This is a genomic window from Paenibacillus sp. AGC31 (assembly GCF_057334655.1).
In genome coordinates this window covers 160,563-178,251 of sequence record NZ_JBHFJH010000049.1, presented here as the reverse complement: position 1 = coordinate 178,251, position 17,689 = coordinate 160,563, and the positions used below count along the sequence as shown (strand labels likewise).

Below are 17,689 nucleotides of genomic sequence, written 5' to 3'. Positions count from 1 at the left end.
ACGTATTCAACCAAGTGGAGGCACATTTATTTTGAGCCAATCAAATCGAAAACGTCATCAATATCCGCGTGGACCGCTGGCATTGATGAGAGGGGTGTACAAATACACCATTCCGGAAACACGGAAGGCACTGAATGGATGGCGTGCTCAAGCTGAGGCGATTCCGAATGAGGAGTTGCGTACACAGGCACTTGCCAGTCTGAAGGATAAACAGTTTCACTGTGAAGGCGGAACCGTCTACGCATTAGCTGATTTGCCCAATAGGCACATTCTGATTCCGCTGATCGTTTCATATCAAACTATTAGTGATTATTTGGACAATCTGTGCGACCGCAGCACCTCGATGGACCCGGATGATTTTCGTCTTCTCCATCAATCCATGCTTGATGCGGTAGATCCCGAAGCAATTCCCGTCAATTATTATGCCCTCCGTGAGGAGCAGGATGACGGTGGATATCTGCGGAATCTGGTGACCACATGTCAGGAACTGACCCGTCAGTTACCAGGCTATACGTCCGCCAAGCCCCAAATTCAGGATCTGGCAGGCCTATACACGGACCTGCAGGTATATAAGCATATCAAGCCGGAACTGAGAGAAACGGCACTGCTCGAATGGTGGTCGGAGCATCGTCATCGCACACCTCAGTTTCGTTGGAACGAATTCGCTGCTGCAACTGGCTCTACACTGGGCGTTTTCATGCTGTTTCTGGCTGCGAGTGACGATCAGTTGACTGAAGAGCAAGCGGCCTCGATCCATACGGCCTATTTCCCACATGTATGCGCATTGCACATTATGCTCGATTATTTAATTGATCAGGATGAGGACCGCATCGGGGGAGATCTCAACTTCTGCAACTATTATGAGAATGTGGAGACAATGCTGGACCGAATTGCTTTTATTGTGGAGATGGCACGCAGTGATGTACAGAAGATTCCGGGAAGCTCCTTTCACCGGATGATCATCGAAGGACTGATTGCCATTTACCTGTCTGATCCCAAAGTCAGCGAACAACAGGAAGTTCGCGTTGTATCCAAACGTCTGCTGAAAAATAGTCCGATCACAAGAATATTTTTCTTCATTTTCAGTCGCTGGATACGGAAAAATATGTAAGTCAGGTGTGATATTGCGGAGCCTGAAGTGAAACTAGAGGAGGAAGAAACATCATGACAGCAGTAAAGAAAATCGCAGTATTAACGAGCGGTGGTGATTCACAGGGGATGAACGCGGCTGTTCGTGCGGTTGTTCGCAGCGGACTGTTTCACGGTCTCGAAGTATTTGGAGTTCAACGTGGATACCAGGGTCTTTTGAATAATGACATTTTCCCAATGGATTTGCGGAGTGTAGGGGATATCATCCAACGTGGGGGAACGGTTCTTCAATCGGCACGTTGCAAGGAGTTCTATACCGCTGAAGGTCAGCAAAAAGGTGCGGACATTCTGCGTGCGCGTGGCATTGACGGTCTGGTTGTTATCGGTGGGGATGGTTCCTACAACGGTGCGAATAAACTGAGCAAGCTGGGCATTAACACCATGGGTCTGCCAGGAACGATTGATAACGACGTTTCATTCACCGACTATACCATCGGATTTGATACAGCTGTAAGCATAGTAGTTGATGCAGTAAACAAATTACGTGATACGATGTCTTCACACGAACGTTCTTCCATCGTTGAAGTTATGGGTCGTCACTGTGGGGATATCGCTCTGCATGCCGGACTTGCTTCGGGTGCTGAAACGATTCTTGTCCCAGAAGTTCCATTTGATATGGACGAAGTAGCAGATCGGATGAAAGCTAACTTTGCACATGGCAAACGTCACAGTATTATCATCGTTGCAGAAGGCGTAGGCAAAGGTGAGGATGTAGCAAAAGAACTGATGGAACGTTGCCCAACGTATGAGCCACGTGTAACCGTTCTGGGTCACATTCAGCGTGGGGGTACGCCAACACCTTTCGACCGTAACCTGGCAAGCCGTCTTGGCGATTTCGCTGTTCGCAGTCTGATCGCAGGCGAGACAGACAAAGGTTGTGGCATTATCAAGGGTGAACTTACCCTGACGGATATTGATAAAGTGGTTAACACAAAAAAAGATTTCGATATGGTGACTTACGAGCTTGCACAACGTTTGTCCCAATAATTCGATTCATACGCAAAGAGCACAATCCCGCTTTAACGTGGATTGTGCTCTTTTTGTTGTTTCACGGAGTGAGTATATCAATGTTACGCCTTGCGGAGTGCGGCTTGTTTTTGTACCCGAAAGAGTCTCCAGAGAAGCGCTGTTGCTCCTACAGCAAGGCCGGCAATAAGGCCGATCCAGTATCCGAAGGCACCGAGTGAAGTATACGTAGCAGTTAGATAACCTACAGGCAACCCAATAATCCAATACGCTACAAACGTAATGATCAATGCCGGGTTAACATCTTTGTAGCCACGTAGTGCTCCTTGGGTTGGTGTAGCAATCGCATCTGAGATCTGAAAGAAAATGGCGTAGATGAGGAAATGCTGCGTAAGTGCAATGACCTCTCGATCGTTTGAATACACGCCTGCAATCTGTTCGCCGAACACAATCAACACGATCGCTGTCAGCAGTGATAGCCCAATGGCCCCACCTATTCCGAGCAGGCTGTATTGTTTGGCGTCTCTCAGACGCCCGGCACCTGCCTCGAAGCCCACAAGGATCGTAAGAGCCATACATATACTCACAGGCAGCATGTAGAGCGTAGAAGCGAAATTCAGCGCCGCTTGGTGTGCAGCAATTGTTGTGGTATCGAAACGGCTCATCATTAAAGTCACAGCAGCAAAGATGGACGTTTCGAAAAAAGTCGCAAATCCGATGGGCACTCCAATCTTGAGTAACTCTTTCCATTTGGACAATGAGACATGGGTCCATTGACGGAAAATGCCATACTGGGCGAAAGGTTCGACCCGATGGACAAAAAAGAGACTAATAAGAAAGATCAGCCAGTATGTACATGCTGTAGCCACACCGGCACCAACACCGCCCAATTGGGGGAAACCCCAGCGGCCGAATATCAGCAGATAATTCAGTAAGATGTTAACGGGCAGGGAGACCAACGTAATGAACATCGTAGTCCGTGTCTGGCCAAGTGCATCCATGAAGCTGCGCAGCACCGTATATCCGAAGAGTGGGATAATGCCAAAAGCAAGTGCGCACAGAAAATAGAAGGCGACTTGGGCAACCCGAGGTTCCAAAGGCATTCCGTTCAGTATAGGGCCAAGTAACAACGCCCCGGCTCCAATAACAACGAGACTGACAGCAATTCCAAGATACAGCGCCTGGATGACGTTATACCCGATCTGATCATTACGTTTGGAACCTAACAGATGGGAAACGACAGGTGTAATACCGATCAAAATCCCGCTTAGTCCAGTTTGAACTGGCATCCACAGACTTGTGCCAATCGCGACGCCTGCAAGGTCGGCCGGAGAAAACTTGCCTGACATATTGGTGTCAAAGAACGACATGGCAGAGAGGGCGATTTGAGTGGTGAAGATGGGCAAAAATATAATCAGGAATTGCTTCACTTTTTGGGAAAAACTTGTTGTGTTCATGTTCACTGGCAGTGCCTCGCTATTCTAGAGAGATGTCATCCAAGTGTCATATATGGACAGCTATTTATTGTAGTGGATTTTGTTCAATTTGAATAGGGACAGAAGCAGAGTAGGGCAGGAAGAGAAAAATGAACACCAAAAAACCTCGCTCCGCTTCAAGCAGAACGAGGTTGGATGAAATGAGAAGTATGAAAGAGTGCGGATTACTTATATTGTACACCTGATGTATAACGGTTGGACGCATTCCAGAGCAGATATTCATGCACATCCATGTCTTTCATCGCTCTAATCTGGTCTTCCACTTGTTTCTTGCCATACTTGACATAATGCCCACTGCCCAGCCAGCTTGCTGTGAAGTCCTGGATCCACGGACGAATGACGGGTTTGAGTTCTTTGGTAGGGTCCAGTTTCTTGTGTGTATCTTCCATTGAACCCTTGATGGTTGTGTAAGGATCTTTGTCAGGGTCCTTGACCCCATACCAGCCAGTAGAATAGTGACTAGGGTATACCATCGGTGAGATGACGTCCACATTTTCGGATATTTTAACAAAATCCTGTCCAATGCCTTCAGCCGCAGGTACGGAAGCTGCATAACCGAAAATATCAACCGAGACACGCACACCTAACGGTGCCAGCTCTTTGCGTGCATATTGCACGAATTCAGCTACAACATCGACCCGGGACTTGTCAGATTTGGTGTATTTGAGTACATCAGCACGAGTTTCGAAACCTTCCGGGAAACGAACGTAGTCAAATTGAATCTCTTTGAATCCAAGCTTGGCCGCTTCCTTGGCGATTTCGATATTATAGTCCCATACTTCCTTGCTGTATGGATTCACGAAGCTGTCGCCTTTGCCATTCGCCCAAACCGAGCCATCCTTGTTGCGGAAAGAAAGCTCTGGATTCTTCTTCGCAAGAATTGTGTCTTTGAATACAACGACACGTGCAATCGGGTAGACCTCATGTTTTTGCAATCGTTTCATCAAGGCATCGATATCCCGAATAAAAGGTTGCGATTTACCCATTTTCTGAAGCGCTTTGTTTTCTGTGGGATAAGTTATGTATCCGAGATCGTCTTTGATATCAATGACCATGGCATTCAGTTCTGTACTGTCTGTCAGTTCCAGCAATTCTTTCATGCGTGCGCCGCCGGCACTGTATGCCGTTACATAGATACCTTTGACCACGGGGGCATCAGGTTGTGGGTCTGTTTTAGCAGGTGGATTATCGGCATCGATAACAACCTGATCTTTTTGAGATTGGATAATTGCAGTGTTAAAACTGTTGGTTAACGATTGGAATTGAGGATTTCCCTGATCTGCCACTGCCGGAGCAACACCAAAGCCTCCAAAGGCCATAGCCAGTAAAGCCCAAAACATGTTCATTCATTTCCACTCCCTTATGTGTGCATTCCATGTATGAATTATACATTAAAGCCTCTGGGCTTTTAACCATATTAATCAAGTAATGAAACACATGGAAAAAATGAAAACCGCTTCCTGCTGAGGAAATCCCCTGCAAGAAGCGGCGTGATCAATCTGAAAAAATTATTGAATGTAAATCTCATTTTGATGCTCACAAATACTGTACTGAATGATTTCCATTGCGTCTCCCTGTTCCAGGATGCCCAGCCCATCCCGGAGGACAATCAGTGAGTCGAGTTCATTCGGTTTCAAGAAAGGGAGCATTTCCGGGCACCATCTGTTGACGATCTCAAACAGTTTTACCGTTTCCATATCCACAATAATCACCCTTTCCTACTCGAATTCCAAAATGGTAAGTCATTCGGCGCGATTCGGGAAAGCATATGGCCTGTGAAATTGAAGGGTTGAACCTGCTATACAACATATTTAGGAGCCGTACACCGTTATTATACCACAATGTTGTGAATTGTTAACCGTACAGGTGTCTCAACTTCTGCGGAATGAGCCCATAACACCAACCGTTTCCACAATGTTAACAAAAGCGTTTGGATCAGTATCCTTGATAATACGTTTAATTTCAACCAACTCATAGCGGGTGGTTACGGTCATGAGCATGTCCTTTTCAATATCCGTGTATGCTCCCTGAGTCTTAATTTTGGTAACTCCACGAGGCCGAACAAGTAATTTTTTTAACATGGCTTCGGTTTCGTTAGTAATGATGTACAGTGTTACTTTGACGTGACTGATATGGATCAGATCGAGCACTTTGCCTGTAATGTAGATGGATACCATCGAGGCCAAGGCTGTATTCCAATTGTCACTCAGGTATCCTGCAAGCATAATGATCGTACCGTTCATGCCTGCCATCACTGTACCAATCGGAAAGTCTCGTTTTCGCGTGAAAATAGACCCAACAATGTCGAGTCCTCCTGTGGAGCCGCCGACTCGGAAGGAAACGCCTGTGCCCATTCCAATAAGCACACCGCCAAATACAGAACTAAGTAAAGGGTCTGTAGCCACAGCAAAAACAGGCAGAAGCGCAATGAACCAGGAGGTGGCTGCTACCGAAAGAATACTTAATGTAATGAAGCGTCGTCCAAGAATAAACCAACCTGCAATGAGCAGGGGAATGTTAAGAACAAAATACATTATACTAAGATTCAACGTTGTAAAATAACCCAGAAGCATTGAAATACCGGACACCCCGCCGCTTAAAAGCTGATGGGGGACCAAAAACCAGTTAAAGCCGCAGGCAATAGCTGCAGCACCCAAAATGATCACTAAAGAGTGCCAAATTATTTTGGGCAATTTAATCACCTCATTTATATTTAAAACCAGATTGCTGGTAATCTTGAATTGTTTTGTGATATAATAATTTGTGGATATTCTTGAGTAGGAAACTTTTCCTAAATGGAGCAATAAAATTTTGAAATGTTTCAAACACATGTATGTAGTTTTAGTCTTATGTTGGGGACCCATTCATGGAATTATATTCGTTAGTGAAAATAATTCGTCCCGTTGGGATACCCTATAAATATTAACGCTACTTAAGAATACAGACAACAAAGTGGATTGTCCACCATGTCCACCATATAAAAGGAGCATGAATAATTTTGACAAATTTAAACTTTACAGATTTCAATCTTGAACCACTGGTGCTGCAAGCCATCACTGAGCTCGGGTTTGAAGAAGCAACACCGATCCAATCCAAAGCGATTCCTTTGGCACTCGAAGGCAGAGATTTGATTGGTCAAGCTCAAACAGGTACGGGTAAAACAGCTGCATTCGGTATTCCGTTGATCAGCAAAATCTCAAAAAGTGACGAGAAAATCCGCGCCCTTATTATGGCACCTACACGTGAACTTGCAATTCAAGTTGCTGAAGAGATCGAAAAACTTACTCGCTTCAAAGGTCTTCGCTCCCTGCCAATCTACGGCGGACAAGATATCGTGCGTCAAATCCGTGCACTGAAAAGAAAACCACAGATCATCATTGGTACACCTGGACGTCTCCTTGACCACATCAACCGCAAAACAATCAAACTAGATGATGTACAAACTGTTGTACTGGATGAAGCAGATGAAATGCTTGACATGGGTTTCATGGAGGATATCCAATCCATCCTGAAACAAGTTCCAGACGAGCGCCAAACCATGCTGTTCTCAGCAACAATGCCTCCTAACATTCAAAAATTGGCACAACAATTCTTGAACAATCCTGAACACATTTCTGTGATTCCGAAACATGTTAGTGCACCATTGATTGACCAATCCTATATCGAAGTACCTGAGCGTCAAAAATTCGAAGCATTGAGCCGTTTGTTGGATATGGAATCTCCTGAACTGGCGATCGTATTCGGACGTACAAAACGTCGTGTTGACGAATTGGCTGAAGCTTTGCAAAAACGTGGATATTCTGCAGACGGTCTTCATGGTGACTTGTCCCAGAATCAACGTGATGCGGTAATGCGTAAGTTCCGTGACGGCAGCATTGACGTACTCGTTGCAACAGACGTAGCTGCACGTGGTCTCGACGTATCTGGCGTAACCCACGTTGTTAACTTTGACCTTCCGCAAGATCCGGAGAGTTATGTTCACCGTATCGGTCGTACAGGTCGTGCGGGTAAAGAGGGTGCTGCTTGGTCCTTCGTTACACCGCGTGAGATTGATCACTTGCATTTCATCGAGCGTGTAACACGTCACCGTATTCCACGTAAACCACTGCCAACAATGGCAGAAGCGGTTGAAGGTAAACAACGTTTGACAGCAGAGCGCTTGCTGGAAATCGTACAATCAGGCGAACTGAACGAATACAAAGGTATCGCGATTCAAATGCTTGAGCAGTATGATTCTGTTCAACTGTTGTCGGCTGCACTGAAGCTCCTGACAGGTGACAAGAAAGATGCTCAAGTTGATCTGACTCCTGAAGATCCAATCCGTGCAAAACGTCGTAAACCGGATGTTCGCTCTGGCGGACGTAAACCATCAGGTTACAGCGGTAACCGCACAAGTGGTAGCGGCGGCAGTGGTGGTGGTTACAACCGCGATCGCAACAGCAGTGGTGGCGGACGCGGCGGTTACAACCGTGATCGTAACAGCGGCAGCAGCACTGGCGGTGGAAGCAGAGAAGGTGGTTACAACCGTGACCGCAAACCGCGTCCAAGCAGCAACGAAGGACGTCGTCCAGCGAAAGATTCTTCATTCGAGTAATATAAACGTATGATCTGAAAAATGGAGCGGGCAACTGCTCCATTTTTTTATTTTCAAAGTGACTGCATCATTTTATTTTACTATCAGAAGCGGTCAGAAGCGCTAGCTAAGGGTAATGACGATCTGTTTTCGGGAAGTGCTGGCTTTTCCTATATATAATAAGGTATATTAATATTAGACTTCAGGTAATACGCAAGGCTGCAGAGGAGGAGAAATGTTTGGAATTTAAAGGAGCTATGGGTGGGATCTACCGGCTTACAGAGTGGATTACGAGACTGGCCGCAACCAATCTGTTGTGGGCTATTTGTTCGTCTCCGTTCTTGTTTTTCTTGATTATGAAACTGCTCGTGATGCAGCAGAACCTCGCAAATGAATCATTGCAAATGAACTGGGCTATAGCTATTGTGGCACCGCTTACACTGTTCCCGGCGACTTCGGCGCTATTTACGGTTGTTCGTAAATGGAATATGGGCGATACGGATGTACCGATCTTCCGTACTTTCTTTGTAGGTTACAAGGAAAACTACAAGCAAAGTTTAATTGGGGGCATTTTTTACACACTGCTGTTCGCAATTATGTATCTGGATTATACCGTGTACATGACGCAGTTCCGCAATATGCAGCTCGTGGGAATCATCATGTTAGTACTGCTTCTCTTGTTATTTGTATCACTCTTTAACTTTTTCTCGATGGTTGTACACTATCATATGTCCATCGGACTCATTATCAAAAACGCGGTATTACTTACGCTGATCAGACCATTCCGTGTATTTTCCACATTGCTGGGAAGTGGATTGCTGTTCTACATCGGTTTCCGTTATCCGGTTTTGTTCGTTTTCTTCATTATCAGCATCATTGCTTGGTTCGCTTTCTTTAACTTCTACGCAACCTTCAACAAGATGCAGGAGCAGATGGAGAAGATGCAACTCAAGAAGGAAGAAGAGGAAGCTGCTGCGCTGGCTGAACAATCAGCAGAGAATGGTGAAACATCTGAGCCATCAGACGACAAAAACATTACATTGCAAAAATAAAACATGAAGGATCGCCATTTACTTTTTACACAGTTAGGGATATAATAATTGTACATCCTGCGATGTACGTTTCGGTTATTCGTTGTTTTGAACCAATGATGATGTCTTCGGGAGATCAACACAGAATGTTGCTGAAAAGCCCTGTCTATACGACATGGGGACTTCAAAAAGCATTTTTGCGGTCACCCACCTGCCAAGCAGGTTCATAAGACAATGTAGCCGGACGGCATAGGCGGGTTCCTAAATTTTATGTACAGCACCCTGACTTTTCCTCTTCAGAAGGAATTTCAGGGTGTTTTTAAGTTGTGATGAATGTTTTTGATTGGTTTTATGATAAATATGATGCTTGCCCTTTTGTTACTACTTGAACAATGTTACACTAAGATACATAAATGGAACGGTTACAATCAAAGGAGGAAGGGTCTTGACCTTAAAGAGAACGCTCGTCGGAATCATCCGCAGCATGGAGGGGACCAGCGATCGAGCCAAGGATCCCAAATTAAAAACACGGTATTATAACTTATCCAAAGACAGAGCCTGGGAAGAGGTCTCTTCGACACTCAAAAAGATTCCGGGTTATAAAGTGCTGCATGAAGTGCCTTCTGTTGGAGAAGTTATTCTGGAGAAGCGGACTACCTTTGGACGGACGATGGATATTACAGTTTCCATTATCTCGGTAAGTCCTGTTCGCAGTGCGGTGGATATGTATTCAGCTTCACGTGGTTCACTTGGAGACTTGGGTTCCAATTATCGCACGATTATGAACTTATTCTCTGTACTGGATAAAAAGCTAAGCAAGTATAAAGCAAATGATTGAAATAGATGATAAATAACAAAAAGCGAGAGAAGGTTAACCTTCCTCGCTTTTGTTCTGAACGTATGATTACTTCTACAGCAAAGCTTTTACAGCTGCAATCGCTTGTTCGAAGTTAGGGGAGTCTGTCATTTCAGGCAGATACTCCACATATGTAATCCGGTCTTCGGCATCCAAAACAAAAATGGAGCGCATGTCGAGTTGGAATTCTTTGATCAGAACGCCGTAGTCTTCACCGAAAGAACGTGTTTTGTAGTCTGACAATGTAACTACGCGGTCAACACCAGCTGCTCCACACCAACGGGCCTGAGCGAACGGAAGGTCAACACTTACTGTCAAGACAACAACATTGTCTCCGAGTTCTCCAGCTTCCACGTTGAAACGACGAGTTTGCGCATCGCATACGCCAGTATCCAGGGAAGGAACAACGCTGATTAATTTGATTTTGCCTGCGAAGTCTTTCAGAGAAGCATCTTCAACCAGGTTCTTGCTCAGTGTAAAATCAGGTGCTTGATCGCCCACTTTCAGTTCGGGTCCGATCAATGTAATAGGGTTGCCTTTAAATGTGGCTGCGCCTGTACGTTCTTGTGTCATAATAATGTTCCTCCTTATAAATTGGTGATCCGTGCCAAAATCCATTATAATCTTTTATGAAAGGCATTGTCCAATTCGGACATGTACCATTACGATGGATCAGAGATGTAAGTCCGATCTGAACAGGGTGGAGTGAAAGAAGAAATTTATGATATTTATTCGCTATGAGAACTGGAAAGGTTATTTGAAGTATTTCCCTTTGACGTCGCTTTTTTTAATTGCCAATGTAGTCATGTTTATTGTGTTAACGGTGAACGGTGGATCAACGAACAATATGGTGTTGCTGAAATTCGGGGCACTTACGAATCATGAACTGTTCGCACATGAATGGTGGCGTTACATTACATCCATGTTCCTGCATGCGGGCTTCAGTCATTTATTGTTTAACAGCTTTGCGTTAATCGTATTTGCACCACCGATGGAGCGTTTGCTCGGATCGGTAAGGTATGGTGTATTGTACCTGGGTGGTGGTGTATTAGGTAATATTCTTGCTGTTGCGTGGTACAACTCGGTTGGGAGTATTACGATCTCGGTAGGTGCTTCAGGAGCGATCTATGCCGTCTATGGTGCATTCCTGTATGTAGCACTGTTCCAGCGAACGATGATGGACGAAGCTTCGCGCAAAACGATGTACACGTTGCTTTTGTTCGGAATCATATTCTCCTTCGCCATGTCGGGCATCAATTGGATGGCACACCTCGGCGGATTGCTGGGTGGATTCTTTATTTACGGACTGTTGATTAGATTGTGGAAACCCCGCAGCTTAAAGCGGTAGTCAGAACGTTCTCAAGATGGAATCAAGGATAAGTAGGGTATAACAGATTGGAGCGATCAGGCGAGTGGAATTAAGACAGTTGCATTACTTTTTGAAAGTGGCACAGAAGGAACATGTAACACAGGCTGCTGAAGAGTTGCATGTGGCACAGTCGGCGGTGAGTCGTCAGATTCATCAGCTGGAAGAAGAACTGGGCGTGGACCTTTTTATGCAAAAGGGACGAAATCTGCAGTTGACTGCAGTGGGGCAGCTTTTTTGCAAACGAATTGAAGGTATCTTGAAAGATTTGGACAAGGCAGTCGGGGAAGTTCATGAGTTTCTGGACCCGGAGCATGGAGAGATTCGAATTGGATTTCCGCATAGCCTGGGGATTCATCTCATTCCTTCCGTGGTGGCTGCTTTCCGTCAGCGCTACCCCAACGTGAAATTCAGATTCAAGCAGGGGATGTTCCCTACGCTGATTCGTGATGTGTTATCCGGAGAGGTAGACTTGGCATTCATTTCTCCTTTTCCAGAGAAGCATGATCAAGTAGATGGCGATATTGTACTCACGGAAGAATTACATGCCATCCTTCCTCCTAATCACCCGTTAGCTGGTGAGGAGACAATTGCGCTTGAACAGCTCAAGGATGATAAATTTGTATTGTTTAGCAAAGGTTATTCTCTTCGTCCTATTGTGTGGCATGCCTGTCTGGAAGCTGGTTTTACACCCAAGATCGCTTTTGAAGGGGAAGAGACCGACACCATCCGCGGACTGGTCGCTGCGGGCATGGGGGTCAGTCTGCTGCCTGAGATGGCGTTATTCCAGACGAACCCTTTGCAACCGGCACATGTGGCTATCTCCCATCCAAAAGTAACGCGAACTATCGGGTTAATTCATCGTGCACATGATAAACTGCCGCTGGTTGCTCAGTCCTTTCGTTCATTCTTGCTTGATTATTTCGGTTTACAACAAAACAATACCCCATCCGATTAACGGTGGGGTATTGTTTTTTGTTTTTGTTGTATTAGGTATCCAATTAATCGCGGCTGTTGAAGATTCCGATGTAACGAATCAACTCAAGCAGTGAAATCAACGCTGCAGCAACGTAAGTCAAGGCTGCGGCATTCAGAACTTTTGCAACCCCTTTTTCTTCTTCATTACGGATGTACCCTTCGGATACCATAATCTCTCTAGCACGGTTACTTGCATTGAACTCAACCGGTAAAGTGATGAGTTGGAATGCTACAGTTACGGAGAAGAAGATGATACCGATACCTACAAGGTTCATGGCATTGAAGATGAATCCTGCAATCAACAGGAATGGAGCTAATCCGGATGCAAAGTTCACAATTGGGAAGATCCGGTGACGTAGTGCCAGCATCGGATAACTTTCTTTATGCTGAATGGCGTGGCCAACTTCATGACACGCTACCGAAACAGCTGAGATTGAGTTTTCATAATATACTGGTTCCGATAAACGTACAACCCGATTAATCGGATCATAGTGATCAGAGAGTGTACCACGTACAGGTTCAATTGGAACATCATGCAGGCCGTTAGCATCAAGCATCTGGCGAGCGGCATCGTAACCAGTCATTCCGTTCTGGTTCGGTACCTCCGACCAACGTCTAAACGTACCTTTAACGCGAAATTGCGCCCATAAAGAGAGCAAAAAGGCGATAATGATCAATACGAACATACCGTTATTAAAACTCATATTCATTCCTCCGCTTTCTAAGAATAAGCTACATCATGGTGTTCTCAAGCAAGATTTTTAGTGCCTCCATTGTACCGGCACTTTTGGTGAGGAGTCCTGCCATCATTTTACGTGCTTGTACAGGTTTCATCTCTCCAAGTAGCGGTTTGAGTTCGTTAACCTCTCGCTCAAGTTGTTGTACATGAAGCTCCAACGTTGTCAATTTGCTGGCAACTTGTTCTTCTGTACTAACCAGACGCCACTTCTCAAGAGATTGCTTAATCTCGTCGAGACTATACTTCTCTTGTTTCATCTGTACAATACGTTCAAGCCTCGTTAAAGTTTCATTACTATAGAGACGATAATTTTTTTGTGTACGTTCTTCGGGAGAGATTAGTCCAAGCTTTGTGTAATAATCAATCGTCCGTTCACTAACACCAGCGGTCTTGGCAAGTTCGCCAATCCGAAAAAGTTTCATATCCCCAATGATATTCACCTCGCTTGCAAGTTCAAATGTAGGGAATTGTAGTTTCCACTTGTGAATTTCTAGACTACGCCCAATTTTTCTTACTAATAAGTATGATACATGATCTTTAACCGTACAGTCAAACGTTATGCTTTGGCAATCAGCATACTGCATTTCTATATCTATGTACTCATAGAATGTGATTATGTACTTAAGTGCAAGAAAAAGACGTATGACTTTATTCCCAGAAATAATTTTCAGTTTTGATGAAAATACTCTTGTCAACTTTCCTCTCTTCTGCTTATAATGACATTAAGAGTTTCACGTTATGTGAAGAAACTTAACATAAGAGGGAGTGGGGTATATGAGAAAGAAATGGTTGGTTTCCGTGTTAGTAATGCTTACTTTGTTCGCTTTTCCGGTCAGCGCATTTGCGGCTGCGGAGGGCCCGACTAACATTGAACTTCAAAGTGGTTTGAACTCAGCCTTTACGTTTTTGGCTGTTGTACTCGTGTTCTTGATGCAAGGGGGATTTGCTTTACTCGAAGCGGGTTCAACACGAATGAAGAATGCAGGACACATTGCGGGTAAGACCATCCTGACATTGGGAATTTCAGTAATTGCCTTCTGGGCTTTGGGTTTCGGTCTTGGTTTCGGTAATGGTAACAGCTTCTTTGGAACAACAGGATTCTTCCTGAGTGGTGACAAGATGGCTGCTTCCTTCGAATCACTGGCTTTCTCCGATGTTCCACTGACTATTAAATTCGTATTCCACCTCGCCTTTGCGGCGGTATCTCTGGCCATTGCCTGCGGTGGTATGGCTGAACGTGCAAAGATGAGCGTATATATTGTTTTCGGTACTCTTTATACCATTATCATGTATCCGGTTGTTGCTCACTGGGTATGGGGCGGCGGCTGGTTGGCTGAGCTGGGTATGCAAGACTTTGCAGGATCGACGGTTGTTCACTTGACTGGTGCGACTGCAGCATTGGTAGCGACCATCTTGTTGAAACCACGTATTGGTAAATATAACAAAGACGGCAAACCTAACATCATTCCAGGTCACAACCAAGTGTATTCCGTACTCGGGGTTATTATCCTCTGGATCGGTTGGTTCGGATTCAACCCAGGTAGTACATTATCTGCCATGGGGGATGGATTCTTCGGTTATGTTGCATTAACTACTAACGTAGCTGCAGCAGCTGGTGGTGTTGCTGCGCTGTTGATCTCATGGGCAGTACTTGGTAAGTCCGATATTCCTAGCATGTTAAACGGTGTGCTTGCGGCACTCGTTGCGATTACAGGAGCATGTGCATTCGTTGAACCTTGGGCAGCTCTGGTTATCGGTGCTTTGGCGGGTATCATCACATTCTTCACAGCACAGTACTTCGATCGTAAAGGAATTGACGATCCAATCTACGCTTTCTCCGTGCATGGTATTGCTGGTATGTGGGGTGCGATCTCCACGGGCTTGTTCGCTACTCCTGAACTTGCCGAGAATGCGGGTGTAGGTCAAGCGGGTCTGTTCTATGGCGGTGGATTCCACCAATTAGGCGTACAGCTTCTCGGTCTGGCAGGTGCTTTTGCCTTCGTACTGGTAATGTCCTTCATTATTCTGGGCGGAATGAAAGCGATCATGGGCATCCGTGTTACTGAAGAAGAAGAAACAATGGGTCTGGATATCAGTGAGCACGGTACTTACGGATACCCTGAACAAATGAAAAATGCAGATTCTAAATCCAATGGTGGTACGTTCAGCTCCTGAAGTGAATGATGCTGAATCATGCTTCAAGGAGGCTGGACATGATGGAACCCATCTCGTATACAAACTATTCCTGGTCTTATCAGGGAATCGATGGTGCGGTGTCTTCTCAAGAGCTGCGCCAGGCACGTGTGATATTACAGAACGAGCTCCAGGAATTGTTGTCCGCTTCCTTGTCGCCGATCGAGTGGTACCAAACGGTAAATGAACTGCATGACCGGATTGCACGGAAAGCAGTAGAGTTATGCATTCAGGGGATGGTTGAGGAAGGCTTCGGCCAACCTCCCGTCCCCTATGCCTTTATCGTATTTGGCAGTTCCGGCAGGGAAGAAGCAACGTTATGGAGTGATCAGGATAATGGCATGATCATTAGCGATACTCCGCATGAAGGTAAAGAGGAATATTTTGCTCAGCTCGGACAGCGTATGACGGATATGTTGGAAGAGCTTGGTTACGCCAAATGCGAAGGCAAAGTGATGTGCTCGGAGCCCCTCTGGAGAAAGACGCTGGAATCATGGAAGCAACAATTAGCAGGTTGGAGCTCGGATCTGAATTGGGAGCCAGTTCGTAATCTGATCATCGCTTCAGACATGCGTTTTGTTGCAGGGGAGCGTAGTCTGGCAGAGGAATGGATCACGAGTTTTTATGAACAGTTCAGACTGGTTCCTGAACTTTCGGATGCAGTTCTTCGCAATACGGTTAAACATAAAGCTACATTAAATGTACTTGGACGTGTGGTCACAGAACGATTTGGTGAACATGCAGGCGGATTTGATGTCAAGTATGGTTTGTACATTCCGCTGGTGAACAGTGCCCGTTATTTGGCTTTGCAACATGGGATCAAGGAGTCATCTACGTTAAAAAGAATGGAGAGACTGACTTCGCTTGAAGCTGTTCCGTTTACATTACTGGATGCCTGTCAGCGGGCATTCACAGCCGCTCTGAAATTTCGCAGAAGTACACCGGTTGTCATCCAAGGGGAATTGCAACATAGCAGTGGGTTCCTAGATGAGAAACAGATGAAACAAAAACAGATTCATTATGAGCTCAGGGATACGCTCGGATTGGTACGACGAGTGCATCGTGCTTTGCAAAGACAGTTGCGTTTTGCAGAAAGGAGACGTCCATGAGAGAGCCGGCAAGGGGCAATACAGGATTCTGGAATTCGCTGCGTCAGGGAGGGGTTCCTTCCGCCATCGCTTCCATTATGGGAGCCCCTACGGCGCAACACATGGCGTTTATCCGTTCGATGATGAGAGAACAACGCAGACCTGAGGTTTTGCATACACCTCTAAATGAGCTGGACGCAGTTGTATTTGATCTGGAAACGACGGGGTTTTCACCCCAGCATGGGGATGAGATACTCTCATTTGGTGCGGTCCGTATACATGGTGGTGTAGTTCTGGAAGGAGAACAGTTCTATACGGTGGTGCAGTCCAAGACTGCGGTTCCGGAACATATTACTGAACTTACAGGTATTACACAGGAGATGACGCTGGACGCACCAACTTTGCTGGAAGGGCTGCATGATTTCATGTCTTTTGTAGGTGGAAATGTTCTGATTGCACACGCAAGTGCGCATGACCGAGCTTTTCTGAATGCTGCTCTGTGGCGGACTTCAAAAGTAAGGCTGACACATCGTTTAATTGATACGATGATGTTGGCCCGCTGGCTTGAACCAAGCAGGCCGGGGTATGGTCTGGATGAATTGCTGGAATCCAGAGGGATTCCGATCTATGGGCGTCACCATGCACTGGAAGATTCGAAAATGACTGCGCAGTTATGGTCCTGCTACTTGGAGGACATGACTCGTAAAAATGTGGAAACCTTGGGTGATCTGTATACCCAGCTAAGTCACGCATAACGGAACGGGAAGCAGATTGTATGAAGGTACAACGCGTTGTGCCGGATCCTGCGATTCCTTCGAGGATTCAATCTTATAACCGTTGAGCTGCATATGAGATCGCAACCCGCTTGTTAGGTCAGGTGAGCCGATGAGGTACATTTGAAGCAAACCGGCGAAGGCCGGAAGAGCTTGCATGTCCTCTAAGGAAGGAACAGGCCTTGTCTGCGGATGAGAATGGAAGATACCAATGAGCTTAGGCTCGGAGAATATGCACCGAATCCATTCGGCATCGTCCAGAGTAAAATGGTGCAGCGGGTCAGGTGCTACGTTACGAATGGGCTGAAACCGACTGATTCGTATACCGCCCGCTGCGGTTTCACCCAGCATAACCCCGCAGGCTTCTTGTGGCAGCGAAAGGAACATGTGCTTTGACATCTCTTGTTCTACGGAAGAAGGGATGTAGAAGACGTTTTGCTGCCCGTGAAGTGCTGCCATTTGTATTCACCCCTCTCTCTTT

At 45.7% G+C, this 17,689-nt stretch carries 18 protein-coding genes and 1 other RNA gene; 11 read left to right on the top strand and 8 right to left on the bottom strand.

The window, feature by feature from the left end:
* Positions 1–31: 31 nt before the first annotated feature.
* Complete coding sequence (locus tag ACE04G_RS29340; RefSeq protein ID WP_017689390.1) at positions 32–1,111, top strand: tetraprenyl-beta-curcumene synthase family protein; 1,080 nt, start codon at positions 32–34, stop codon at positions 1,109–1,111.
* A 53-nt stretch (positions 1,112–1,164) separates the two neighbouring features.
* The gene (gene pfkA / locus ACE04G_RS29335) at positions 1,165–2,136 is read left to right on the top strand and encodes a 6-phosphofructokinase (RefSeq protein ID WP_036609663.1); all 972 of its coding nucleotides are present in this window, start codon (positions 1,165–1,167) and stop codon (positions 2,134–2,136) included.
* 83 nt (positions 2,137–2,219) lie between these two features.
* Here pfkA and ACE04G_RS29330 read toward each other — a convergent pair whose 3' ends face one another.
* From ACE04G_RS29330 to ACE04G_RS29315, 4 genes are all read right to left on the bottom strand, one after another.
* Positions 2,220–3,572: an MATE family efflux transporter gene (locus ACE04G_RS29330; RefSeq protein ID WP_449003955.1), complete on the bottom strand. Its 1,353-nt coding sequence runs from the start codon at positions 3,570–3,572 to the stop codon at positions 2,220–2,222.
* 203 nt (positions 3,573–3,775) lie between these two features.
* Positions 3,776–4,957, bottom strand: coding sequence for a putative glycoside hydrolase (locus ACE04G_RS29325; RefSeq protein WP_405131969.1), 1,182 nt, complete (start codon positions 4,955–4,957; stop codon positions 3,776–3,778).
* A 162-nt stretch (positions 4,958–5,119) separates the two neighbouring features.
* Positions 5,120–5,308, bottom strand: a complete 189-nt coding sequence (locus ACE04G_RS29320) for a hypothetical protein (RefSeq protein ID WP_029880762.1) — start codon at positions 5,306–5,308, stop codon at positions 5,120–5,122.
* Positions 5,309–5,482: 174 nt separating this feature from the next.
* Positions 5,483–6,304 (bottom strand): YitT family protein, encoded by an 822-nt coding sequence (locus ACE04G_RS29315; RefSeq protein ID WP_036609659.1) that lies wholly within the window; start codon positions 6,302–6,304, stop codon positions 5,483–5,485.
* Positions 6,305–6,609: 305 nt separating this feature from the next.
* Here ACE04G_RS29315 and cshA point away from each other — a divergent pair, with 305 nt between their 5' ends.
* The 4 genes from cshA (at position 6,610) to ACE04G_RS29295 (ending at position 10,053) form a co-directional block, all read left to right on the top strand.
* The gene (gene cshA / locus ACE04G_RS29310) at positions 6,610–8,205 is read left to right on the top strand and encodes a degradosome RNA helicase CshA (protein WP_076209022.1); all 1,596 of its coding nucleotides are present in this window, start codon (positions 6,610–6,612) and stop codon (positions 8,203–8,205) included.
* A 218-nt stretch (positions 8,206–8,423) separates the two neighbouring features.
* The gene (locus tag ACE04G_RS29305) at positions 8,424–9,236 is read left to right on the top strand and encodes a YesL family protein (RefSeq protein ID WP_017689383.1); all 813 of its coding nucleotides are present in this window, start codon (positions 8,424–8,426) and stop codon (positions 9,234–9,236) included.
* A gap of 51 nt (positions 9,237–9,287) precedes the next feature.
* Positions 9,288–9,479, top strand: a non-coding RNA gene (gene ssrS, locus ACE04G_RS29300) — 6S RNA.
* Positions 9,480–9,660: 181 nt separating this feature from the next.
* A complete protein-coding gene (locus ACE04G_RS29295; protein ID WP_017689382.1) occupies positions 9,661–10,053 on the top strand; it encodes a DUF1499 domain-containing protein in 393 nt (130 codons plus the stop codon).
* A gap of 72 nt (positions 10,054–10,125) precedes the next feature.
* Here ACE04G_RS29295 and tpx read toward each other — a convergent pair whose 3' ends face one another.
* Entirely contained in the window at positions 10,126–10,644 is a 519-nt protein-coding gene (gene tpx / locus ACE04G_RS29290) for a thiol peroxidase (RefSeq protein WP_036609653.1), read from the bottom strand.
* Positions 10,645–10,792: 148 nt separating this feature from the next.
* Here tpx and ACE04G_RS29285 point away from each other — a divergent pair, with 148 nt between their 5' ends.
* Positions 10,793–11,419: a rhomboid family intramembrane serine protease gene (locus ACE04G_RS29285; RefSeq protein WP_036609651.1), complete on the top strand. Its 627-nt coding sequence runs from the start codon at positions 10,793–10,795 to the stop codon at positions 11,417–11,419.
* A gap of 64 nt (positions 11,420–11,483) precedes the next feature.
* Positions 11,484–12,395 carry a glutamate biosynthesis transcriptional regulator GltC gene (gene gltC / locus ACE04G_RS29280; RefSeq protein ID WP_036609648.1) on the top strand — a complete coding sequence of 304 codons (912 nt, stop codon included), beginning with the start codon at positions 11,484–11,486 and terminating at the stop codon, positions 12,393–12,395.
* 43 nt (positions 12,396–12,438) lie between these two features.
* Here gltC and ACE04G_RS29275 read toward each other — a convergent pair whose 3' ends face one another.
* Positions 12,439–13,119 (bottom strand): zinc metallopeptidase, encoded by a 681-nt coding sequence (locus tag ACE04G_RS29275; RefSeq protein WP_036609646.1) that lies wholly within the window; start codon positions 13,117–13,119, stop codon positions 12,439–12,441.
* A gap of 28 nt (positions 13,120–13,147) precedes the next feature.
* Positions 13,148–13,576: a MerR family transcriptional regulator gene (locus ACE04G_RS29270; RefSeq protein ID WP_076209500.1), complete on the bottom strand. Its 429-nt coding sequence runs from the start codon at positions 13,574–13,576 to the stop codon at positions 13,148–13,150.
* A 352-nt stretch (positions 13,577–13,928) separates the two neighbouring features.
* Here ACE04G_RS29270 and ACE04G_RS29265 point away from each other — a divergent pair, with 352 nt between their 5' ends.
* The 3 genes from ACE04G_RS29265 to ACE04G_RS29255 are packed head-to-tail and all read left to right on the top strand — an operon-like array spanning position 13,929 to position 17,190.
* Positions 13,929–15,329, top strand: a complete 1,401-nt coding sequence (locus tag ACE04G_RS29265; protein WP_221823363.1) for an ammonium transporter — start codon at positions 13,929–13,931, stop codon at positions 15,327–15,329.
* A gap of 41 nt (positions 15,330–15,370) precedes the next feature.
* Positions 15,371–16,456 carry a DUF294 nucleotidyltransferase-like domain-containing protein gene (locus ACE04G_RS29260; protein WP_449003954.1) on the top strand — a complete coding sequence of 362 codons (1,086 nt, stop codon included), beginning with the start codon at positions 15,371–15,373 and terminating at the stop codon, positions 16,454–16,456.
* Entirely contained in the window at positions 16,453–17,190 is a 738-nt protein-coding gene (locus ACE04G_RS29255; protein WP_339183841.1) for an exonuclease domain-containing protein, read from the top strand. Before ACE04G_RS29260 ends, ACE04G_RS29255 begins: the two co-directional genes overlap by 4 nt.
* Here ACE04G_RS29255 and ACE04G_RS29250 read toward each other — a convergent pair.
* Positions 17,176–17,667 carry a M67 family metallopeptidase gene (locus tag ACE04G_RS29250; protein WP_339183843.1) on the bottom strand — a complete coding sequence of 164 codons (492 nt, stop codon included), beginning with the start codon at positions 17,665–17,667 and terminating at the stop codon, positions 17,176–17,178. The genes ACE04G_RS29255 and ACE04G_RS29250 overlap by 15 nt on opposite strands.
* Positions 17,668–17,689: the final 22 nt, after the last annotated feature.

Coding starts and splice junctions, on each gene's coding strand:
- pfkA (WP_036609663.1), top strand. CDS start 1,165: ATGACAGCAGTAAAGAAAATCGCAGTATTAACGAGCGGTGGTGATTCA.
- ACE04G_RS29330 (WP_449003955.1), bottom strand. CDS start 3,572: ATGAACACAACAAGTTTTTCCCAAAAAGTGAAGCAATTCCTGATTATA.
- ACE04G_RS29325 (WP_405131969.1), bottom strand. CDS start 4,957: ATGAACATGTTTTGGGCTTTACTGGCTATGGCCTTTGGAGGCTTTGGT.
- ACE04G_RS29320 (WP_029880762.1), bottom strand. CDS start 5,308: ATGGAAACGGTAAAACTGTTTGAGATCGTCAACAGATGGTGCCCGGAA.
- tpx (WP_036609653.1), bottom strand. CDS start 10,644: ATGACACAAGAACGTACAGGCGCAGCCACATTTAAAGGCAACCCTATT.
- ACE04G_RS29285 (WP_036609651.1), top strand. CDS start 10,793: ATGATATTTATTCGCTATGAGAACTGGAAAGGTTATTTGAAGTATTTC.
- ACE04G_RS29275 (WP_036609646.1), bottom strand. CDS start 13,119: ATGAGTTTTAATAACGGTATGTTCGTATTGATCATTATCGCCTTTTTG.
- ACE04G_RS29270 (WP_076209500.1), bottom strand. CDS start 13,576: ATGAAACTTTTTCGGATTGGCGAACTTGCCAAGACCGCTGGTGTTAGT.
- ACE04G_RS29265 (WP_221823363.1), top strand. CDS start 13,929: ATGAGAAAGAAATGGTTGGTTTCCGTGTTAGTAATGCTTACTTTGTTC.
- ACE04G_RS29260 (WP_449003954.1), top strand. CDS start 15,371: ATGGAACCCATCTCGTATACAAACTATTCCTGGTCTTATCAGGGAATC.
- ACE04G_RS29255 (WP_339183841.1), top strand. CDS start 16,453: ATGAGAGAGCCGGCAAGGGGCAATACAGGATTCTGGAATTCGCTGCGT.
- ACE04G_RS29250 (WP_339183843.1), bottom strand. CDS start 17,667: ATGGCAGCACTTCACGGGCAGCAAAACGTCTTCTACATCCCTTCTTCC.